The sequence below is a fragment of the Actinomadura sp. genome (assembly GCF_044508335.1).
Classification (GTDB): Bacteria; Actinomycetota; Actinomycetes; order Streptosporangiales; family Streptosporangiaceae; genus Spirillospora.
The window spans coordinates 1-20186 of the sequence record NZ_JBIQHY010000054.1 but is presented as its reverse complement, the minus strand read 5'-3'; the positions used below and the strand labels follow the sequence as shown (position 1 = coordinate 20186).

The following is a 20186-nucleotide window of genomic DNA, read 5'->3' as shown; positions in this document are numbered from 1 at the left end:
GTCGTGCCCGGTCGCGCCCGGTCGATGCGTAGCCGATCAGTGCGCGCTGGAGGCCGCCCAGATGTTGATGCCCGCCTCGACGGCGTCCCGGTCGATGGCGGCCAGCTCGTCCGCGGTGAAGTCGAGCCGGTCCAGGGCCGCGAGGTTCTCCTCCAGCTGCGCGACGCTGCTGGCGCCGATCAGCGCGGAGGTGACCCGCCCGTCCCGCAGCGACCAGGCCAGCGCCATCTGCGCGAGCGTCTGCCCGCGCCCCTTGGCGATCTCGTTCAGCGTCCGGACGTGCCGCAGGTTCTCCTCGGTCAGCAGGCCGGAGGAGAAGGACGTGCCCTTGCTCGCCCGCGACCCCTCCGGGATCCCGTCCAGGTACTTGTCGGTCAGCATCCCCTGCGCCAGCGGCGAGAACGCGATGCAGCCGACGCCCTCGCGGCCGAGCGTGTCCAGCAGCCCGCCCTCGATCCAGCGGTTGAGCATCGAGTAGGACGGCTGGTGGATCAGCAGCGGCGTCCCCATCTCCCGCAGGATCGCCGCCGCCTCGGCCGTCCGCTCGGGGGAGTACGACGAGATCCCCGCGTACAGCGCCTTCCCGGACCGGACGGCCCGGTCCAGCGCGCCCATCGTCTCCTCCAGCGGCGTCTCCGGGTCGAACCGGTGGCTGTAGAAGATGTCGACGTAGTCGACGCCCATCCGGCGCAGCGACTGGTCGAGGCTCGCCAGCAGGTACTTGCGCGACCCCCACTCCCCGTAGGGGCCGGGCCACATGTCGTATCCGGCCTTGGTGGAGATGATGATCTCGTCCCGGTAGGGCGCGAGGTCCTCCCGCAGGATCCGGCCGAAGTTGATCTCAGCGGAGCCGTACGGCGGCCCGTAGTTGTTCGCCAGGTCGAAGTGCGTCACGCCGAGGTCGAACGCGCGCCGCAGGATCGCCCGCTGGACGTCCAGCGGGCGGTCGTCGCCGAAGTTGTGCCACAGCCCCAGCGAGATCGCCGGGAGCCGCAGGCCGCTGCGCCCGCACCGCCGGTAGGGGATCCGCTCGTACCGCTCACCGTCCGCAACATAGGTCATGGTCACGAGTATTTCAGCCGCGCCCGGCGCGCCGCGCCGGATGCGCGGCAGCACGCCCGGCAGCGCGGTGAGCCGGGGAACATATCCACAAGAGTTGTTCCTCTGATTCGCGCTAAACCGTCCACGAGTACACAAACGGAACCCGTCCCGGCTGTCATCTCTGCGAGGCGTGAACGAAGCTCGAAGGTGGCAAGAAGACTCAGGAGATATGGACGAGGAGGTCCCGGTGGTCGTGCTGCGCAGTTATGTGTCGGGTTCATGGCGTGCTCCGGACGACGAGGGCGAGCCTTTGCACGACGCCGTCACGGGGGAGGAGATCGCCCGGATCTCGTCGTCCGGCGTCGACATGGGCGCCGCGCTCCGGTACGGGAGATCGGTCGGCGGCCCGGTGCTGCGGGAGCTGACGTTCCACCAGCGCGCGTCCCTGCTCAAGGCGCTCGCCTCCCATCTGAGGGAGCACCGGGACGAGCTGTACGCCCTGTCGGCGCGGACGGGCGCGACGCTGAACGACGCGAGGTTCGACGTGGACGGCGGCATCGGGGTCCTGTTCGGCTATGCGAGCAAGGGGAAGCGCGAGCTGCCGAACGACCGGGTGCTGATCGAGGGCGACGTCGAGCCGCTCGGCAAGGGCGGGACGTTCGTCGGGCAGCACCTGTGCACGCCGTCGCGGGGCGTCGCGGTGCAGATCAACGCGTTCAACTTCCCGGTGTGGGGGCCGCTGGAGAAGCTGGCGCCCGCGTTCCTCGCCGGGGTGCCGAGCCTGATCAAGCCGGCGAGCCAGACCGCCTACCTGACCGCCCGGCTGGTCGAGCTGATCGTCGAGTCGGGCATCCTGCCCGAGGGCACCGTGCAGATGGTCTGCGGCAAGCCGCGCGACCTGCTCGACCACCTCACCGAACAGGACGTCGTCGGGTTCACCGGGTCGGCGTCCACGGCGCGGCTGCTGCGCACGCACCCGGCGATCGTGGGCAACGCGGTGCGGTTCAACGCCGAGGCCGACTCGCTGAACTGCTCGATCCTCGGGCCGGACGCCGTGCCCGGCACGAGCGAGTTCGACCTCTACGTCGGGCAGCTCGTCCAGGAGATGACCGTGAAGGCCGGGCAGAAGTGCACCGCGATCCGCCGCGCGCTCGTCCCGGCCGCGCTGATGGACGACGTCGCCGAGGCCGTCCGCGACCGGCTGGCGGAGGTCACGGTCGGGAACCCGGCGGACCCGGACGTGCGGATGGGCGCCCTCGCCACCCTCGGCCAGCGCGAGGAGGTGCGGCGCTCCCTGAAGGCGCTCATGGACGCCGGCCGCGTCGTCTTCGGCGACCCCGAGCACGTCGAGGTCGCCGGCGCGGACGCCGAGCGCGGCGCGTTCCTCTCCCCGGTGCTGCTGCGCGCCGCCGACGCCGCCCGCGCCGAGCCGCACGAGGTGGAGGCCTTCGGCCCGGTCAGCACGCTGCTGCCGTACGAGGGCGCCGAGGAGGCGGTGGAGCTGGCGGCGCGGGGACGCGGCAGCCTCGCCGGGTCGGTCGTCACCGCCGACGCGGAGTTCGCGCGGGAGGTGGTCCTCGGCACCGCGCCCTGGCACGGGCGCCTGCTCGTGCTGAACGCCGAGGACGCGAAGGAGTCCACCGGGCACGGGTCCCCGCTGCCGCCGCTCGTCCACGGCGGCCCCGGCCGCGCGGGCGGCGGCGAGGAGATGGGCGGGATCCGCGGGGTCGTGCACCACATGCGGCGCACCGCCGTCCAGTCCGGGCCCGCGATGCTCACCTCGATCACCGGGCGCTGGGTCCCCGGCACCGACCGGACCGTCACCGACGAGCACCCGTTCCGCAAGCACCTGGAGGACCTGCGCGTCGGCGACACCGCCGTCGGCGGCCCCCGCACCGTCACCCTCGGCGACATCGAGCACTTCGCCGAGTTCACCGGCGACACCTTCTACGCCCACATGGACGAGGAGGCCGCCGAGGCGAACCCGTTCTTCGGCGGCCGCGTCGCGCACGGCTACCTCGTCGTGTCGTTCGCGGCCGGGCTGTTCGTGGAGCCGTCCCCCGGCCCGGTCCTGGCGAACTACGGGCTGGAGCGGCTGCGGTTCCTCACCCCCGTCAAGCCGGGCGACGAGCTGACCGTCACCCTCACCGCCAAGCAGATCACCCCGCGCGAGGGCGCCGGCTACGGCGAGGTGCGCTGGGACACCGACGTCACCAACCAGGAGGGCGCCTCGGTCGCCAAGTACGACGTGCTGACGCTGGTGGCCAAGAGGCCGAGGCACGACTAGACCATGTAGAGGGAGGCGTCTGCGGGGGAGACGCGCACACGGAGCCGAACGGGGTGCGCCCATGATCAGTCCCCTGCACATCCAGACGGTCCGCGAGGTGGTCCGCACCGGGTCGTTCGCGGACGCCGCCCGCAACCTCGGGTACACCGCGTCCGCCGTGTCCCAGCAGGTCGCCGCGCTGGAGCGCGCGTGCGGCCTGGTGCTGTTCGAGCGCCGGGCGCGCAGCGTCCGGCCGACCAGCGCCGCGTTCCTCCTGGTCAGCAAGGGCAACGACGTGCTGTCGGCGCTGGACACGCTGGAGCGCGAGCTGCGCGCCGTCGCCAGCGGCGAGCGCGGCGCGCTGCAGCTGGGCAGCTTCCCGACCGCCAGCTCCCGCATCCTGCCGCGGGTGCTGGCGGAGCTGTCCCGGGTCCGGCCCGGAATCGAGATCACGCTGTCGGAGGGGGAGCCGGACGAGCTGCTGCCCGAGCTCCTCGACGGCGACCTCGACCTCCAGCTCGTCTACCGGTACGACCTGTTCCCCCGCGGCTGGCCCGACCAGATCATCGAGACGCCCGTGATGGACGAGCACCTCGTGCTGTGCATGCCCGAGGAGCACCCGCTGTCCGGCGGCGGCACCGTCCGGCTGCGCGACCTGCGGTCCGAGACGTGGATCGCGAGCCGGCCGGAGAGCAGCGGCGCGCAGGCGCTGCTGCGGCTGTGCGGCACGGCCGGGTTCACGCCCAACATCGCCTTCCGCAGCAACGACTACGCGGTGGTGTGCGGGCTCGTCGGCTGCGGCCTCGGCATCGCGCTCGTCCCGGCGCTCGGCTGCGTGCCGGCGCCCGGCCTGCGGACGGTGCGGCTCGGCGGGCTCGACCCGCGCCGGCACGTCACCGTGCTGCGCCGCACCACCAACACGAACCCGCTGGTCAAGGACGCCATGCGGGGGCTGACCGAGGTCGCCCGCTGCGTGCAGGCGGAGATCGGGGGAGCCGCCGGCCCGTGAGCGCGGCGGCCGCCGCGTCAGACCCGGTTGATCTCCGGGCGGAGGCGGTCGCCGGCGAACCGCGCGGCGTGCAGCGGGCCGATGCCGATGGACGGCTCGCGCCCGAGGTACAGGTCGCGGACCGCCTCGCCGACGGCCGGCCCCTGCAGGAACCCGTGGCCGGAGAAGCCCGTCGCGTACAGGAACCGGGACACGCGCCGGTCCTCGCCGATGAGCGCGTTGTGGTCCGGGGTGACCTCGTAGAGGCCCGCCCATCCGCCGGTCAGCCCGACGTCCAGGAGCCGCGGCGCGCGGGCGGCGATCGCCTCGGTGAGCCGGGGCAGCCACGCGTCGGACATCTCCAGGGAGAATCCCGGCGTCTCCTCCGGGTCGGACATGCCGAGCATCAGCCCCTCGCCCTCCGCGTGGAAGTAGAACGACGAGGTGAAGTCGATCGTCATCGGCACGGGGCGCGGCAGGCCGGGCATCGGCTCGGTGAACACGATCTGGCGGCGCAGCGGCCGCACCGGCAGGTCGACGCCCGCCATCGCGCCGACCGCCGCGGACCAGGCCCCGGCCGCGCAGACGACCGCGGACGTCGCGACGCGGCCCTTGGACGTCTCGACCGCCGTGATCTCGCCGCCGCCCGCCTCGATGCCGAGGACCTCGCAGTGCGTGACGATCTCCGCGCCGTGCCGCCGCGCGCCGGTCGCGTATCCGAGGACGACCGACTCGGGCGTGCAGTGCCCGTCGTCGGGGGAGAACGCGGCGGCCAGCAGCCCGTCCGCGCTGATCAGCGGGGAGAGCCGGCGGGCCTCGGCCGCGGAGACCATCCGGCTGGGCACGCCCAGCTCGTTCTGCAGCGCGACGCTCCGCTCGAACGACGCGACGTCCTCCGGCCGCGACAGCAGGAACAGGTACCCGACCCGGTGCAGGTCGATCTCCTGGCCGGGACGCTCGCCGAACCGGGCGAACGCCTCCAGGCTGCGGGCGCCGAGCCGGATGTTCACCTCGTCGGAGAACTGCGCCCGCACCCCGCCCGCCGCCTTGCACGTCGAGCCGGACCCCAGTTCGTCCCGCTCGATGAGGACCACGCCCCGCACGCCGGCCTCCGCGAGGTGGAACGCGATGCTCGTGCCCATGACGCCGCCGCCGACGATGACGACCTCCGCCTCGGTCACCACGGCGGGCCTAGAGTCGGAAGCCGAGGTCGGGCTCGATCTCCAGGACGTCCATCTGCGCCTTCTGCAGCCTCCCCGAGTAGTCCCAGTTCATCGACTGCCAGCGGGTGAACTGGTCCAGCACCCACACCCCCGACTGGCGGCTGCCGTTGCCCGACCGCCCGTTGCCGCCGAACGGCAGGTGCGCCTCCGCGCCGGACGTGGAGTTGTTCACGCTCACCATCCCGGCCGAGATCCGCCGCCGGAACGCGAACACCTTCGCCGGGTCGGTGGTGTAGATGGACGCGGAGAGGCCGTATCCGGGCGCGTTGGCGAGCGCGATCGCCTCGTCGAGCGCCCGGTACCGGGCCACGCCGATGACCGGGCCGAACGTCTCGTTCATGAACAGCTCGTCGCCGGGGGCCACCCCGTCCACGATCACCGGGTGGTAGTACAGCCCGGCCTCGGCGTCGCCGGTGAACCCCTCGCGCGGGTTCGCCGCGGTGATCCGCCCGGTCCCGGTCGAGCCGTGCACGGTGTGGCCCGGCCCGATCCAGCCGAGCGCCTTCTCGAAGCCGCCGGCGAACCGCTCGCTGATCATCGGCCCGTACAGCACGTCGCCCGCCGGGTCGCCGACGACCGCCGCCCGCGCCGCCTCGTCCAGCAGCCGCACGAACTCCCCGTGCACCTCCTCGTGTACGATCGCGGTGCCGAGGGACGTGCAGCGCTGCCCGGCCGTTCCGAACCCGGAGAACAGCGCGCCCCCGACGGCCAGCGGCAGGTCGGCGTCCTCGGTGACGACCATCGGGTTCTTGCCGCCGAGCTCCAGGCAGGGCGTCTGGAGGTGGCGCCCGCACAGCTCGCCGATCCGCGACCCGACCTCGGTGGAGCCGGTGAAGCCGACCTTGTCGACGAGCCCCTCGCCCAGGGCCCGCTCCAGGCCCCGGAACGTCTCTGCTCCGTCGGCGTACACGACGTTGAGGACGCCGCCCGGCAGCCCGGCGTGCGCGAACAGCTCGTAGAACGCCTCGGCGCACGCGGCCGCGTACTCCGCCGGCTTCCACACCACCGCGTTCCCGCACAGCAGCGCCGGGACGATGTACCAGGACGGCACGGCGACCGGGAAGTTCCCCGCGGTGATGACGGCGACGACGCCGACCGGGTCGCGGAACGTGAACAGCTGCTTGTCCGGCATCTCCGACGGGACGGTGCGCCCGTACAGCCGCCGCCCCTCGCCGAGGAAGAACGCGCAGGTGTCGGCGATCTCCTGGACCTCGCCGAGCGCCTCGGCGTACGGCTTGCCGACCTCGCGGGTCACGACGCGGGCCAGCGCCGCCTTGTTCGCCTCCACTAGCCGGCCGAGCGCGGCCACGGCCTGCCCGCGGACGGGCGGCGGCACGTCCCGCCAGGCGTCCTGCGCGGTGCGCGCGGCCCGGCAGGCGTCGGCGAAGCCGCCGGCGTCCGCCAGGGAGACCTCGGCGACCGTCTCGGACGTGCGGGACGGGTCGGTGGAACGGTACGAGCGCGGCCCCGCCGGTATCCGGGCGCCGCCGATGACGGAGGAGAGCACGCTTCCAGCGTGAACGGACCGCGGCGCCCGAGCCAAGGCCGGGCAGAGCACGGCTTCCTTACCGCCAGCCCAAGCACGGCTGAGCCTCTGCCCGCACGGGGGTTAAGCGATCCTTGGCCAAGTCCCAACCGGTTCGCGGCCTCGCCGAGCTTGGCCCCGGCGCCGCCCGCGTCCGATGCTCGACGCATGGCCGAACCCGCCGACGCCCATTTCCTGGAGGCGGCCGCCGCCCTGGCGCCGCCGGGCCCGCCCGCCCCCGCCGGGCCGCTGAGCGGCGAACGCCTCCTGGAGCTGTTCGACGCCCAGCTCGGCAGCCGGCACCTCGACCTCGCCGCGCGGTGGCTCCGGGCACGGGGCCGCGGCTTCTACACGATCGGCTCGTCCGGGCACGAGGGCAACGCCGCCGTCGCCGCCGCGCTCCGTCCCGGCGACCCCGCGCTGCTGCACTACCGCTCCGGCGCGTTCTTCCTGGAGCGCGCACGGCAGGTGCCCGGCCGGACCCCGCTGCGCGACGTGCTCCTGGGCCTGGTCGCCGCCGCGGAGGAGCCCATCGCGGGCGGACGCCACAAGGTCTTCGGCAGCCACCGGCTGAACGTCGTCCCGCAGACGTCCACGGTCGCCTCGCACCTGCCGCGCGCGCTCGGCGTGGCGTTCGCGATCGAGCGCGCCGCACGCCTGGGCCTCGGGACGCCGTGGCCGCGCGACGCCGTGACCGTGTGCAGCTTCGGCGACGCCTCCGCCAACCACTCCACCGCCGCGGGCGCCATCAACGCCGCTGTCAACTGCGGTTACCAGGGCCTCCCCATGCCGCTCCTCCTGGTCTGCGAGGACAACGGCATCGGCATCAGCGTCCGCACCCCGCCCGGCTGGATCCGCGCCGCCTACGGCTCCCGCCCCGGCCTCGCCTACTTCCACGCGGACGGCTGCGACCTCGCCGACGCCCACGCGGTCTCGGCGCGGGCCGCGGCGCGGGTCCGCGAGCGGCGCCGCCCCGCGTTCCTGCACCTGCGCACCGTCCGCCTGATGGGCCACGCCGGCTCCGACGTCGAATCCTCGTACCGGACGCCCGCCGAGCTGGCCGCCGACCTCGACCGCGACCCCCTGCTGCGGACCGCCCGCCTCCTCGTCGAGCGGCGGGTGGCGACGCCCGCCGAGATCATCGAGCGCTACGAGGCCAAACGCGCCGAGGTCATGGCCCTGGCCGAGGAGGTCGCCGACGCGCCCCGCCTCTCGTCCGCCGCCGAGGTCATGGCGCCGCTCCGGCGCACCGCGGCGGAGACCCCCGGCGCCCGGCCTGCGCGCACGCCTCCCGGCTCCGCGCCCGCGGCGTCCGGGACGGGCGCCCCCGGCCCGGGGGACGCCCGCGGGGGAGGGGGAGAGGGGGTGACGGTGGCGCAGGCGATCAACCGGACGCTCGGGGAACTGCTCGACGAGCGGCCCGGCATGGTCGTGTTCGGCGAGGACGTGGCGCGCAAGGGCGGCGTGTACGGCGTCACCCGCGGGCTGCTGGGGAGGGCCGGGGCCGCGCGGGTGTTCGACACGATCCTGGACGAGCAGTCGATCCTCGGCCTCGCGCTCGGTCTCGGCCTCGCCGGGATGCTGCCGGTCCCGGAGATCCAGTACCTCGCGTACCTGCACAACGCCGCCGACCAGATTCGGGGCGAGGCGGCGACGCTGCCGTTCTTCTCCTCGGGCCGCTACCGCAACCCGATGATCGTGCGCATCCCCGGCTACGCCTACCAGAAGGGCTTCGGCGGCCACTTCCACAACGACAACGCGGTGGCAGCGCTCCGCGACATCCCGGGCCTTGTGATCGCCTCGCCGTCCCGCCCGGACGACGCCGCCGGGACGCTGCGCGCCTGCGCGGACGCCGCACAGGCCGCCGGCCGCGTCTGCGTGGTGCTGGAGCCCATCGCGCTCTACCACGTCCGCGACCTGCACGAGGACGGCGACGGCGGCTGGCTGGCCCCGGCCGGGGGAACGGTGCCGCTCGGCCGGGCCCGCACCTACGGGGACGGCCGCGACGTGACCGTCGTCACGTTCGCCAACGGCCTGCGCATGAGCCTGCGCGCCGCGCGCCGCCTCGCGGCCCGGGGCGTCCGCTGCCGGGTGCTCGACCTGCGCTGGCTTGCCCCGCTGCCCGTCGAGGACCTGCTGCGGGAGGCGCGCGCGACCGGCGCCGTCCTGGTCGCGGACGAGACGCGCCGCACCGGCGGCGTCTCCGAGGCCGTCCTGGCCGCGCTCGCCGACGCGGGGTTCCGGGGGCGCGCGGCCAGGGTCGCGAGCGAGGACAGCTTCATCCCGCTCGGCGACGCCGCCGGCCACGTCCTCCTCTCCGAGAAGGCGATCGAGGACGCGGCCGAGAAGCTCGTCAAGTCCCTTCTATGACCGGGTCGCCGCCGAGGTAGGCGGCCTTCACGCGGTCGTCCCGGGCGAGCTCGGCGGCCGGGCCCTCCAGGACGATCCGGCCGGTCTCCAGGACGTAGGCGCGGTCGGCGAGGCGCAGCGTCTGGTGCGCGTTCTGCTCCACGATCAGGATCGTCGTGCCCTGGTCCCTGATCTCCCGGACGACCCCCAGCACCTGCTGCGCCGTCCGCGGCGCGAGCCCCATCGTCGGCTCGTCCAGCGCGAGCAGCCGGGGCCGCAGCATCAGCGCCCGGCCGATCGCGAGCATCTGCTGCTCGCCGCCCGACAGCAGGCCCGCGAGCTGCCCGCGCCGCTCGCCGAGCCGGGGGAACATCGCGTAGACCTCCTCGCGGCGGGCCGCGACGGCCGCCCGGTCGCGGCGCCGCAGGTAACCGCCGAGCAGCAGGTTCTCCGCGACGTTCAGCGCCGGGAACACCCGCCGCCCCTCCGGGACGTGCCCGAGCCCGGCGGCGACGACCCGGTGCGCGCCGAGCCGGGTGATGTCGCGGCCGGCGAACTCGACGCGCCCCGACCGGGCGCGGTGCAGGCCGGTGACCGTGCGCAGCGCGGTCGTCTTGCCGGCGCCGTTGCTGCCGAGCAGCGCGACGATCTCGCCCTCGCCGACCTCGAACGAGACGCCGGACAGCGCCTCCACCGACCCGTACCGGCTGTGCAGGCCGCTCACCCGCAGGAGCGTCACCGCAGCACCTCCGTGACGAGGTCGGTCTCCGGGTCGTCCGGGACGCCGAGGTAGGCGGCGATGACGCGCGGGTCGTCCTGGACCTCGGCGGGCGGCCCCTCGGCGATCGTCCGCCCGTACTCCAGGACGGTCACCCGGTCGGAGATCGACATGACCAGCGCGACGTCGTGCTCGATCAGCACGACGGCGGCGCCGAGCGCGCTGATCCGCGCGATCAGCGCCATCAGCGCCCGCTTCTCCGTCGGGTTCGCGCCCGCCGCCGGCTCGTCCAGCAGCAGGACGCGGGGCTCGGCCGCGAGGGCCCGCGCGATCTCCAGCCGGCGCCGGTCGCCGTAGGGGAGCCCGCCCGCCGGCCGGTCCGCCGCGTCGAGCAGGCCGACGAAGTCCAGGCAGCGCCGCACCGCGTCCAGGTCGGCGCGCGACAGCGGGCGCAGCAGCCCCCGGTCCCGGGCGAACCGGCCGATCAGCACGTTCTCCGCGACCGTCATCCCGTCGAACAGCCGGATGCTCTGGAACGTCCGGGCGAGCCCGGCGGCGGCCACCCGGTGCGGGGACAGCCCCCGCACGCTCCGCCCCGCGAGGACGACGGTCCCGGCGGACGGCGGGATCATCCCGGTGATGCAGTTGAACGCGGTCGTCTTGCCCGCGCCGTTCGGGCCGATCACGCTCACCACCTGCCCGGCGTCCGCGCGGAGGGAGAGCCCGTCCACGGCGGTGACGCCGCCGAACCTCCGGGACAGGCCCTCCACCTCCAGGAGCGTCCCCGGCGCGGACGGCGGCTCCGGGGCCGGCCCCGCCGCGTCGGGAAGGCGCAGGCGGCGCGGCCGGTACGGCCACACCCCCTGCGGGCGGAGGATCACGATGAGGATGAGCAGCAGCGCGAAGAACAGCCCCCGGTACTCCTGGACGGTCCGCAGCACCTCCGGCAGCGCCACGATCACGACCGCGCCGATCATGACGCCCGGCCGGGACCCCATCCCGCCGATGATCACCACGAGCAGGATCATCAGCGAGGTCAGGAAGGTGAAGCTGGACGGGTCCACGGTGCCGAGCTGGGCCGCGTTCAGCGGCCCGGCGACCGCGCCGACCATGGCGCCGAGCACGTACGCGAGCAGCTTCACCCGGCGGGCGGGGACGCCGACCGCCTCCGCCGCCGTGTCGTCGGCCCGGATCGCGCGCCACGCGTAGGCGAGGCGCGACCGGGCCAGCAGCGCCGTCGCGGCCAGCACCGCGACGAAGAACGCGAGCGCGAGGTAGAAGAAGTCCTGCGGCAGGACGATCTGCCGGCCGCCGACCGACACCGGCGGGATCCCGGTCAGCCCGTTCGGCCCGCCGGTGACCTCCAGGTTCACCACCGTGATCCGGATGATCTCCCCGAAGCCGAGCGTGACGATGGCGAGGTAGTCGCTGCGCAGCCGCAGCGTCGGGTATCCGATCACCGCCCCGGCGACGGCGGCGGCCGCGATCGAGGCGGGCAGGGTCGGCCAGAAGCCCCAGCCGAGCTTGAGCATCAGCAGCCCGGACGTGTAGGCGCCGATCGCGAAGAACGCCGCGAAGCCGAGGTCCAGGAGCCCGGCGTAGCCGACGACGATGTTGATGCCGAGCCCGAGGATCGCGTAGACCAGGATCGTCCCGGCGACCGTCAGCGCGTAGTCGTCGAAGCCCTGCCCGGCGGCGAGCGCCAGCACCACCAGCAGCGGCCAGCCCCCGTACCGGACGGCCGCCCCCGCGCCCGCCGGCCGCCTCATGCGCGCTCCACGACGCGCTCGCCGAACAGGCCGGTCGGCCGCAGCGCCAGCACCGCGATGAGCAGCCCGAAGATGATCACGTCCGTCCAGCGGGACGAGACGTACCCGGCGGAGAACGACTGGACCAGCCCGATCGCGACGCCCGCGACCATCGTCCCCGGCAGGTTCCCGATGCCGCCGAGCACGGCGGCGGTGAACGCGCGCAGCCCGATGAGGAACCCCATCCCGAAGCTGATCTGCACGTAGTAGAGCCCGTACATGACCCCGGCGGCGCCCGCCAGCAGCGAGCCGATGAAGAACGTGACCAGGATGAGCCGCTCCACGTTGATGCCCTGCAGCCGGGCGGCGTCGCGGTCCATCGCGAGGGCGCGCATCGCCGTCCCGGTCATGGTCCGGGTGACGAACAGCCAGAGCGCCGCCATCAGCACCACCGACAGCACGACGAGGGCGAGCTGGCCCCAGGTGACGTGGACGGCGCCGCTGAAGATGCGGCCGCCGTCCAGCGCGTTCGGGTACGACTTGAACCGGGCGTGGGTGAGGACCTTCACGCCCTCCTCCAGCGCCAGCGACACTCCGATCGCCGAGATCAGCAGCGCCAGGCGCGGCGACGACAGCAGCGGGACGTAGGCGGCCTTCGCGATCCCGGTGCCGACGGCGCCGGTGGTGAGCGCGCCGACCAGCACGGCCGCGACGATCGCGGGCAGCGCCATCCCGCCGGTCGCGCCGAGCGCGGTCAGCGTCCCGAACCCGGCGAACGCCCCGATCATGAACACGTCGCCGTGCGCGAAGTTGATCAGCCGGACCACCCCGTAGATCATCGAGTAGCCGAGCGCGATCAGCGACAGGAACGCCCCGATCGTCAGCCCGTTCACCAGGTACTGGACGAACTCGGTCATGTCACGACGTCTTGGCGTCCACCCAGGTGGCGCCGCTCTTGTCGAGCTTCTTGTAGGCGGTGAACGCCCCGTCCCGGACGCGGACGGTGATGTAGAGCGGGTCGGTCCGGTCGCCCTTCTCGTCGAACGTGATCGGCCCGGTGATGCCGGGGAAGTTCGCGATCTTGTGCAGGGCCTCGGTGATGTCCGGCCCCTTCGTGGAGCCGGCGTCGTCGATGGCCTTCGCGACGACCTTCACCGCGTCGTACTCGTACACCGAGAACGGGCCGGGGTCGGCGCCGTTCGCCGACTTGTAGGCCGACACGAACTTCCCCGCGGCGGGCAGGTCCTTGGCGAGCGGCGCGGTCGTCGCGATGTAGCCGTCGGCGGCCGGGCCGGCGGTCTTCAGGACGGTCGAGTCGGTCGTCGCGTCCCCGCCCATCAGCGTGAACTTCAGCCCGAGCTGCCTGCGCTGCTTCATCAGCAGGCCCGCCTCGGCGAAGTAGCCGGTGAAGTACAGCACGTCGGGCCGCGTCGAGGCGATCTTCGTCAGGACGGGGCTGTAGTCGGACTGGCCGGGCTGCAGCGCGTCCTCGTAGACGACCTGCCCGCCGACCTGCTTCAGCGAGTCGGCCGTCGCGTCCGCGAGGCCCTTGGCGTAGGTGGTGTTGTCGTGCAGCAGCGCGATCCGCTTGGCGCGCAGCTCGCCCGTCATGAACTTCGCGGCGACCACGCCCTGGTTGTCGTCGCGCCCGCAGGTGCGGAACACCTTGCCCTTGCCGGTGTCGGTGAGGGACGGGTTCGTCGACGCGTCCATCACGAACGGGACGTTCCGCCGCCCGTAGATCGGGATGGCCGGCACCGCGGCGCCCGAGCAGTACCCGCCCGCGACGGCGACGACCCCGCTGTTCAGCAGCTTCTGCGCCGCCTGCGCGCCCTGCTGGGCGCTGCACTGGTCGTCGGCCTGCACGATTTCGATCTCGCGGCCGTCCACGCCGCCCGCCCGGTTGATCTCGGCGGCGGCGACCTTCGCGGCGGCGAGGATGTCCTGCCCGGCCGAGGCCGAGTCCCCGCTCAGCGGCGCCGGGACGCCGATCTTGATGGGGCCGGACCCGCCCGCGCCGTCCGAGCCGCAGGCCGCGGCGAGCGGCACGAGCAGCAGCCCCGCGCCGGTCGCGGTGAGGAGGCGGAACCGGCGGCCGCGGTCCCGCGGTGCCGGCTGGTTCATCGGCGAGGTCATCGGCGCATCTCCGTCGCTCGCGGGCCGGATGATGTCAGCGTGGAACGTCCCGGGACGGCCGTCGAGGCGGCCGAGCATGCGATCTCATGTAGTGATCGGTAAGAACCGCTTGCCCTTCCGCCCTCGACAGCGCCGCCGCGTCCTCGCGAGGATCACCCCATGGCCGATGTCCTGCTGCTGTCCGCGGCCGACGTGCGCGCGGTGTTCGACCTCCCGGCGGCGATCGCCTCGCAGCGGGCCGCGTTCGGCGCGCTCGGCCGCAAGGAGGCGCGGCTCGCGCCCCGGCTGCTGCTGGACGGCCCGGGCGGCGACGTCGCGTTCTGCTACGTCTCCCGGCTGCCCGGCACCGGCGCGGTCGCCAAGTTCGGCAGCGTCAACCCGGGCAACGCGGCGCGCGGGCTGCCGACCGTCGCCGCGCTCGTGACCGTCCAGGACCCGGTGGACGGGCGGCCCGTCGCGATCATCGAGGGGGAGGCCGTCACGACGCTGCGCACCGCGGCGGCGAGCGCGGTGGCCGCCGACCACCTCGCGGTCCCGGACGCGTCCCGCCTGGCGGTGGTCGGCTGCGGCGTGCAGGGCCGCGCGCACGTCCGGGCGATGGCCGCGGTCCGCCCGATCGAGCGGGCCGCCGTCGCCTGCCGCCACCCCGACACCTGCACCGCCGCCGCCGAGCTGTCGGCCGAGCTGGGGACGCCGGTCGAGCGGGCGGCGTCCGCCCGCGCGGCGGTCGAGGGCGCGCAGATCGTCGTCACCGCCACCACCAGCGCCGAACCGGTCGTCCTCGGCGCGTGGCTCGGCCCCGGGTGCACGGTGCTGAGCGTCGGCTCGTTCGCGCCGGACCGCGCGGAGGTGGACGACGAGGTCCTCACCCGCGCCGCCGCCATCGTCGTGGACGACGTGCCCACCGCCCTCGACCACGCCGGCCCCGTCGTGGCCGCCGTCCGCGCCGGGCACCTGAGCCCCGCGGACGTCCGGCCGCTCGGTCCGGTCGTCGCGGGCCTCGCCGCCGGCCGGGAGGACCCGGGCGGCATCGTCTTCTACAACAGCGTCGGGATCGGCGTGCAGGACACCGCCGCCGCGTCCGTCATCGTGGAGCGCGCCCGCGAGGCCGGCGTCGGCCGGCGCGTGGAGCTGTGAGCCGGGTCAGCCGACCCACACGGTCTTGGCGTTGCAGAACGCGCGCAGGCCGTCCGCCGACAGCTCCCGCCCGTAGCCGGAGCGCTTCACCCCGCCGAACGGCAGCTCCGGGTACGACGTCGTCTTGCCGTTGACGAACACCTGCCCGGCGTCCAGCTCGCGGACGAACCGCTCCCGCTCGGCGGCGTCCCGCGTCCAGGCGTTCGAGCCCAGCCCGAAGCCCGTCGCGTTCGCGAGCTCCACCGCCTCCGACACCCCGCGCACCCGGAACAGCGACGCGACCGGCCCGAAGACCTCCTCGTGGTACATGCGCATCCCGGGCGTCACCCCGGAGACCACGGTCGGCGGGTAGAACCAGCCCGGCCCGGCCGGGCGCTCCCCGCCGCACAGCACCGTCGCGCCCTTCTCCACGGCGTCCGCGACCAGCGCCTCGACCTCGGCGCGGCCCTCCTCGCTGACGAGGGGGCCGACGTCGGTGGCGTCGTCCATCGGGTCGCCGACCTTCTGCGCGCGCATGTTCTCCACGAAGAGCCGCTCGAACTCGTCGGCGCAGCCGATGTCGGCGATGAACCGCTTCGCCGAGATGCAGCTCTGCCCGTTGTTGAGGCACCGCGACTCCGCCGCCGTGCGCGCCGCCGCCTCGATGTCGGCGGACGGCATCACCACGAACGGGTCGCTGCCGCCGAGCTCCAGCACGCTCGGCTTGATCTCGTCCCCGGCGATCGCCGCGACCGACCGCCCGGCGGGCTCGCTCCCGGTCAGCGTCGCGGCCTTCACGCGCGGGTCGCGCAGCACCCGCTCGACCTTCGCCGAACCGATCAGCAGCGTCTGGAACGCGCCCTCGGGGAACCCGGCGCGGCGGAACAGGTCCTCCAGGAACAGCGCCGTCTGCGGGACGTTCGAGGAGTGCTTCAGCAGCCCCGTGTTCCCCGCCATCAGCCCCGGCGCCGCGAACCTGATCACCTGCCAGAGCGGGAAGTTCCACGGCATGACCGCCAGCACCGGCCCGAGCGGCTCGTAGCGGACGTAGGCGTCGGACGCCCCCACGTCTGCCGCCCCGGCGGGCCGCCGGTCGGCGAGGAACTCGGCCGCGTGCCCGGCGTAGTACCGGCACGCCTTCGCGCACTTCTGCGCCTCCGCCCCGGCGGCCTTCAGCGTCTTGCCCATCTCCGTCGTCAGCATCGCGCCGATCTGCTCGGCCTCCCGGTCGAGGATGTCCGCCGCCGCGTTCATCCACTCCGCGCGCCGCTCCAAGGGCGTGTGCCGGTAGGAGGCGAACGTCTCAGCCGCCAGCGCGATGCGGCGGTCGACCTCCTCGTCGGTGTGGGCGTCGAAGGTCTTCTCGACCTCGCCCGTCGCGGGGTTGGTCGTCGCGATCGTCGTCATGTCGGGATGCTCCCTGATAGTCCGGTCCGTTGACCGGCACGTGCCCGGGTGGCCTCCCAGGAAACGCCCGTCAGGCGGGGACCACGCACACCGGCGACGGCACGGCGAGGGGCGTTCCGGCCGGCACCGGGACGCCGTCGCCGCCGATCCGGAAGGTCGTGATCGTGCCTTCGCGCTCGTTCGCCACGTGCATCCACTCGGCGTCCGCGTGCAGGTCGCGGGGCCAGTGCCCGCCGGACGGGACGTCCGCGACCGGCGCGAGCGCCGCGCCCCCGTCCAGCACCCGGTGCGCCGTCACCACGTCCGCGCCGCGCATGGAGGTGTACACGAACCGGCCGCCGTCCCCGAGCTTGATCGCCGCGCCCTGGCCCGTGCCCGGACCGGCCGTCGCCGGCGACTCGGCCGCGACCTCCAGGGCCGCGTACCCGCCCAGCGGCCGCAGCACGAGCACCGCCGCGGCCAGCTCGGTCAGCACGTACACGTGCCCGCTCGGATGGACCGCCAGGTGCCGCGGCCCGTACCCGTCCGGCAGCGGCGTCTCCCCGGCGAGCCGCAGCGCGCCGCCCTCGACGCGGAACGACCGGACGAGGTCGGCGCCGAGGTCGGTGGTGAGCACGGTCCCGTCGGGGGCGTGCACCGCCATGTGGGCGTGCGGGCCCTCCTGCCGGTCGGCGCGCGGCCCGCCGCCGTGCCCCTCGGCCACGCCGGCGTCCCCGGCGAACCCGCCGCCGGCCGCCAGCGGGTAGGCCCGGACCGTCCCCGACCCGTAGTCGGCGGCGACCAGGTGGCTCCCGTCCGGCGCCACGGACAGGTGGCACGGCAGCGCCCCGGCCTCCCGCCGCCCGATCTCCCGCAGCCGCCCGCCCTCGGCCGCGTAGGCGGTGACGCCGCCCGCGTCCTCCTCGCGCACCGCGTACAGGGCGCCCCCGTGCACCGCCAGGTAGGACGGGCAGACCGCCTCGGCCGCGAGCTCCGGCGGCTCCAGCGCCCCGCCGGCGCCCCGCAGCACCCGGTAGATCCCGGCGCCGTCCCCGGCCTCGCCGGTGTACGTGCCCACCCAGAACGCCCGCTCGCTCACCCGGCCCCACCCCGATCGTGATCCACACTGAGACGGCCGACGGCGAGCCTAGCCCCGGCCGCGCCCGAGATCCCCCGCGACACGGCCACCGGAACCCGACCGGGCGGAACACGATGAACCGCGGCGAGCCGCCGAGTGCGGGAGTCAGCGCAACGAGGCGACGACGGCTCGGGCGATCCGCTGGGCGTCGCGGTTCGCGGTGGCCTGGTCCAGCCCGGTTCCGGTGGTCACCGCCCAAGGACGGGCGTAGTCCTGCCCTTCCCAGTCGATCACCATGTTGACGTTCTGGACGCGGCAGTACAGGTAGCGGCCGCTCATCGAGTAGTCCTGCCGGGGGTCTCCGATCACCCCGCTCACGGCGTTCTTGCGTGATATCCGGAATCCCAGGCATTCGTCCGCGATGTTGGCCACCTTCTCGACCGGCCCGGTCTCCACGACCTGCCGCCCCTCGCGCGTCCGGTCGTCCGCCAGCTCTTTCCGCACGTACGAGGCCTTCTTCTTCGCCTCCGCGATGCCGGCCTTCAGCGTCACCTGGAGGGTGAGGACGCGATTGCGCCGGGCGCCGAGCACCGTCCAGGAGAAGTGCTCCTCTCTCGTCCGGCTGTTGAACGGGTCGCTCCAGAACTTGCTCCCGGCGAGGTCGGCGGGGAGCGCGCCGGAGACGGCGCGGTCGATCTCGGGAAGTCCGGTGACAAGGCCCTCCGCGTTCGTTTCGACCGCGGACGGCGTGCCCGGAGCGGGCGCCGCGGAGTCGCGGCCGTCGCCCGTCGTGTCCGAGAGCGGGCCGCACGCGCCCGCGCCCACGACGCAGAGGAGCCCGATCACGGCCCTTGCCCCGCCGCGCCTCACGCCGTTCCGATGCGGCCCCGTCATGGGCGGCACCTCACTTGCCGAAATGCTCGGTGACCTCACCGAGCTGGGACACGACGCCGCCGACCGTGTTCACGGTCTCACCGGCCGGCTTCAGCGGCCCGATGAGCCCCATCAGATCGCCGACGGTCTGCGCCCCTCCGCCGATCTTCTGCATGTCCGCTCCGACGGTCTTGGCATCCAGGTTCAGGCCCTCAAGGTGCTCTTTCTCCGATTTCAGCTGCTTGCTCAGTTCGTCGATCCGCGGGGAGTACCACTGGACCTGCCCCTGCCGCAGCAGCCCGCCGGGATCCAGCTGCCCCACCTTGGACTTGCCCCGGTAGTAGTTGAGCATTTCCAGGAGCACTTCACCGATCTTCGCCAGCTCTTGGGCGGCTATCTCGCGGGCCTCCTGGGCCTGCTTTATGTACTGAGCGCCTCGATGGACGTATTGGCTCATCAGGGTGTTCGATCCGGGATAATCGAGATTGGGGCGGGGCGCGCCCGTCTTCTCCCAATCGTGCCCCCGCAGGAAGTAGCCCTTCTCCAGGCCTTCGCTCACCTCCTGCTCGATCGCGTGCTCAAGGGTGGCGAGCTTCTCCGCGAGGTGATCGACGATGCCGGCGGTGGCGGCCACTATCTTGTCCAGTGCGGAGAGCATGGACGAATCCTGGCCGTAACTGGCTCTGAAGGCCCCGGCGCTCCGGCCGCTCCACTGCACCCCGTCCTGCCTGTCCAGCAGTTTGTTGACCGTGCCGCGCAACTGATCGACGAGCGGGTTCCCCTTCAGCGCCAGATCGTAGAGCGAGGTCGCCAGGTTCTGCAGGCCGTAGAAGTCGCCGTGCACGTAGTGCCCCCATGTGGGGGGAAGGTAAGGGCGCACATCCGGCATCTCGGCGGGAGTGAACGCGTGAATGGCCGGTGCGTCCGGGTCCGGGTCCGGTGCCACGGTGGTCCTCAGCCTTTCGGTCCGGTGAGTGCGCTGAAGTTGGGCAGGTCCGTCCGCAGGGTGGAGGCGGTCACCGCGGCCTGCATGATGGAGGCGATCGACTCGTCATCGGCCGCCTGGTAGTTCTCGGCCACCAGCTGGAGTTTCTCCCCGTGCTGCCATACGGCGTCCGCGAGGGCCCCGTGCACCAGGTAGATCATGTCCAGGACGGTGCCGAGCGTCTCGTCCGTGTGCGGGTCGCCCGTCGGGGGCTTCGCCAGGCTCCCGGACGTTGCGTAGCTCTTATATTCTTCGGCCACTTTCTTGAAGCCGTGGCCGGCATAGATGATCGCGTCGATGTCGGCTTGGTATCCGCCCATCTCATCCCCCTGTTCGCGTGATGGCGCTAGCCGATGGCCGATCTCAAGGCCGGGTCGACTACGACGGGAACCCTTCCGGCCACCTGCCGGAGAAGTTCGATGATCTCGACCTCCACGTAGTTCTGCTCCGCGCCCAGCACCTGGAGGAGCTTGTCAGGTGATGTGTAGACGGCGAGTCCCGCCGTTCCCTCGTTCAGTTCCCGCAGCTCGTAGGCCGCCCCGGTTCGTTCCGTCGTCTCCGAATGCGGTGCCGACGTGGGGACGAACACGAGAGAGGACGTCCGCTGGGAGTCGGGAACGGCTCGACGGCCGTTATCCGCCTGCGGTGGCGCTCCGGGACTTTCTCCCGTGCCGGGCGGCGAACTTCGCAGGCGGTCGGCCGCATCCTCTGGATCGCTCGGGGCGAAAGGGGTCGCGTGATTCAGCAAATCATT

Annotated in this window: 17 protein-coding genes; 4 read left to right on the top strand and 13 right to left on the bottom strand. The window is 73.5% G+C overall.

Going from position 1 to position 20186, the window contains the following annotated elements; translation table 11 throughout:
* Positions 1-36: 36 nt before the first annotated feature.
* Positions 37-1062: an L-glyceraldehyde 3-phosphate reductase gene (gene mgrA, locus ACIWVC_RS19235; RefSeq protein ID WP_396449781.1), complete on the bottom strand. Its 1026-nt coding sequence runs from the start codon at positions 1060-1062 to the stop codon at positions 37-39.
* A gap of 208 nt (positions 1063-1270) precedes the next feature.
* On the opposite strand from mgrA, the gene paaZ reads away from it, so the two are divergent.
* Positions 1271-3328 carry a phenylacetic acid degradation bifunctional protein PaaZ gene (gene paaZ, locus ACIWVC_RS19230; protein ID WP_396449782.1) on the top strand — a complete coding sequence of 686 codons (2058 nt, stop codon included), beginning with the start codon at positions 1271-1273 and terminating at the stop codon, positions 3326-3328.
* 61 nt (positions 3329-3389) lie between these two features.
* A complete protein-coding gene (locus ACIWVC_RS19225; RefSeq protein WP_396449783.1) occupies positions 3390-4316 on the top strand; it encodes a LysR family transcriptional regulator in 927 nt (308 codons plus the stop codon).
* Positions 4317-4333: 17 nt separating this feature from the next.
* On the opposite strand, the gene ACIWVC_RS19220 is transcribed toward ACIWVC_RS19225, so the two are convergent.
* Complete coding sequence (locus ACIWVC_RS19220; RefSeq protein ID WP_396449784.1) at positions 4334-5476, bottom strand: NAD(P)/FAD-dependent oxidoreductase; 1143 nt, start codon at positions 5474-5476, stop codon at positions 4334-4336.
* 10 nt (positions 5477-5486) lie between these two features.
* Positions 5487-7025 carry an aldehyde dehydrogenase family protein gene (locus ACIWVC_RS19215; RefSeq protein ID WP_396454399.1) on the bottom strand — a complete coding sequence of 513 codons (1539 nt, stop codon included), beginning with the start codon at positions 7023-7025 and terminating at the stop codon, positions 5487-5489.
* Between the two features lie 186 nt (positions 7026-7211).
* Here ACIWVC_RS19215 and ACIWVC_RS19210 point away from each other — a divergent pair, with 186 nt between their 5' ends.
* A complete protein-coding gene (locus ACIWVC_RS19210) occupies positions 7212-9413 on the top strand; it encodes a thiamine pyrophosphate-dependent enzyme (protein WP_396454398.1) in 2202 nt (733 codons plus the stop codon).
* Here the strand turns inward: ACIWVC_RS19210 and ACIWVC_RS19205 are convergent.
* The 4 genes from ACIWVC_RS19205 to ACIWVC_RS19190 are packed head-to-tail and all read right to left on the bottom strand — an operon-like array spanning position 9397 to position 13994.
* Positions 9397-10131, bottom strand: a complete 735-nt coding sequence (locus tag ACIWVC_RS19205; protein ID WP_396449787.1) for an ABC transporter ATP-binding protein — start codon at positions 10129-10131, stop codon at positions 9397-9399. The two genes, ACIWVC_RS19210 and ACIWVC_RS19205, sit on opposite strands and share 17 nt — an antisense overlap.
* Positions 10128-11879, bottom strand: coding sequence for an ATP-binding cassette domain-containing protein (locus ACIWVC_RS19200; RefSeq protein ID WP_396454397.1), 1752 nt, complete (start codon positions 11877-11879; stop codon positions 10128-10130). The genes ACIWVC_RS19205 and ACIWVC_RS19200 overlap by 4 nt, the downstream gene beginning before the upstream one ends.
* Complete coding sequence (locus ACIWVC_RS19195) at positions 11876-12775, bottom strand: branched-chain amino acid ABC transporter permease (protein WP_396449789.1); 900 nt, start codon at positions 12773-12775, stop codon at positions 11876-11878. The genes ACIWVC_RS19200 and ACIWVC_RS19195 overlap by 4 nt, the downstream gene beginning before the upstream one ends.
* Position 12776: 1 nt before the next feature.
* Positions 12777-13994: a branched-chain amino acid ABC transporter substrate-binding protein gene (locus tag ACIWVC_RS19190; protein WP_396449790.1), complete on the bottom strand. Its 1218-nt coding sequence runs from the start codon at positions 13992-13994 to the stop codon at positions 12777-12779.
* A 159-nt stretch (positions 13995-14153) separates the two neighbouring features.
* Here ACIWVC_RS19190 and ACIWVC_RS19185 point away from each other — a divergent pair, with 159 nt between their 5' ends.
* The gene (locus ACIWVC_RS19185; protein ID WP_396449791.1) at positions 14154-15131 is read left to right on the top strand and encodes an ornithine cyclodeaminase family protein; all 978 of its coding nucleotides are present in this window, start codon (positions 14154-14156) and stop codon (positions 15129-15131) included.
* Positions 15132-15137: 6 nt separating this feature from the next.
* On the opposite strand, the gene ACIWVC_RS19180 is transcribed toward ACIWVC_RS19185, so the two are convergent.
* From ACIWVC_RS19180 to ACIWVC_RS19155, 6 genes are all read right to left on the bottom strand, one after another.
* The gene (locus tag ACIWVC_RS19180) at positions 15138-16517 is read right to left on the bottom strand and encodes an NADP-dependent succinic semialdehyde dehydrogenase (RefSeq protein ID WP_396449792.1); all 1380 of its coding nucleotides are present in this window, start codon (positions 16515-16517) and stop codon (positions 15138-15140) included.
* A 70-nt stretch (positions 16518-16587) separates the two neighbouring features.
* Entirely contained in the window at positions 16588-17595 is a 1008-nt protein-coding gene (locus ACIWVC_RS19175; RefSeq protein ID WP_396449793.1) for a lactonase family protein, read from the bottom strand.
* 144 nt (positions 17596-17739) lie between these two features.
* Complete coding sequence (locus tag ACIWVC_RS19170; RefSeq protein WP_396449794.1) at positions 17740-18468, bottom strand: hypothetical protein; 729 nt, start codon at positions 18466-18468, stop codon at positions 17740-17742.
* A gap of 10 nt (positions 18469-18478) precedes the next feature.
* A complete protein-coding gene (locus tag ACIWVC_RS19165) occupies positions 18479-19393 on the bottom strand; it encodes a WXG100 family type VII secretion target (protein WP_396449795.1) in 915 nt (304 codons plus the stop codon).
* A gap of 8 nt (positions 19394-19401) precedes the next feature.
* On the bottom strand, positions 19402-19752 hold the full coding sequence (locus tag ACIWVC_RS19160; protein WP_396449796.1) for a DUF6317 family protein: 351 nt from the start codon (positions 19750-19752) through the stop codon (positions 19402-19404).
* Positions 19753-19778: 26 nt separating this feature from the next.
* The coding region (locus tag ACIWVC_RS19155) for an SseB family protein (RefSeq protein WP_396454396.1) at positions 19779-20186 on the bottom strand (408 nt) is incomplete at its 5' end.

What these genes read in the sequence shown, in the direction of transcription:
- ACIWVC_RS19225 (WP_396449783.1), top strand. Translation starts at nt 3,390, where the DNA reads ATGATCAGTCCCCTGCACATCCAGACGGTCCGCGAGGTGGTCCGCACC.
- ACIWVC_RS19195 (WP_396449789.1), bottom strand. Translation starts at nt 12,775, where the DNA reads ATGACCGAGTTCGTCCAGTACCTGGTGAACGGGCTGACGATCGGGGCG.
- ACIWVC_RS19185 (WP_396449791.1), top strand. Translation starts at nt 14,154, where the DNA reads ATGGCCGATGTCCTGCTGCTGTCCGCGGCCGACGTGCGCGCGGTGTTC.
- ACIWVC_RS19210 (WP_396454398.1), top strand. Translation starts at nt 7,212, where the DNA reads ATGGCCGAACCCGCCGACGCCCATTTCCTGGAGGCGGCCGCCGCCCTG.
- mgrA (WP_396449781.1), bottom strand. Translation starts at nt 1,062, where the DNA reads ATGACCTATGTTGCGGACGGTGAGCGGTACGAGCGGATCCCCTACCGG.
- ACIWVC_RS19190 (WP_396449790.1), bottom strand. Translation starts at nt 13,994, where the DNA reads ATGACCTCGCCGATGAACCAGCCGGCACCGCGGGACCGCGGCCGCCGG.
- paaZ (WP_396449782.1), top strand. Translation starts at nt 1,271, where the DNA reads ATGGACGAGGAGGTCCCGGTGGTCGTGCTGCGCAGTTATGTGTCGGGT.
- ACIWVC_RS19200 (WP_396454397.1), bottom strand. Translation starts at nt 11,879, where the DNA reads ATGAGGCGGCCGGCGGGCGCGGGGGCGGCCGTCCGGTACGGGGGCTGG.
- ACIWVC_RS19160 (WP_396449796.1), bottom strand. Translation starts at nt 19,752, where the DNA reads ATGGGCGGATACCAAGCCGACATCGACGCGATCATCTATGCCGGCCAC.
- ACIWVC_RS19170 (WP_396449794.1), bottom strand. Translation starts at nt 18,468, where the DNA reads ATGACGGGGCCGCATCGGAACGGCGTGAGGCGCGGCGGGGCAAGGGCC.
- ACIWVC_RS19180 (WP_396449792.1), bottom strand. Translation starts at nt 16,517, where the DNA reads ATGACGACGATCGCGACGACCAACCCCGCGACGGGCGAGGTCGAGAAG.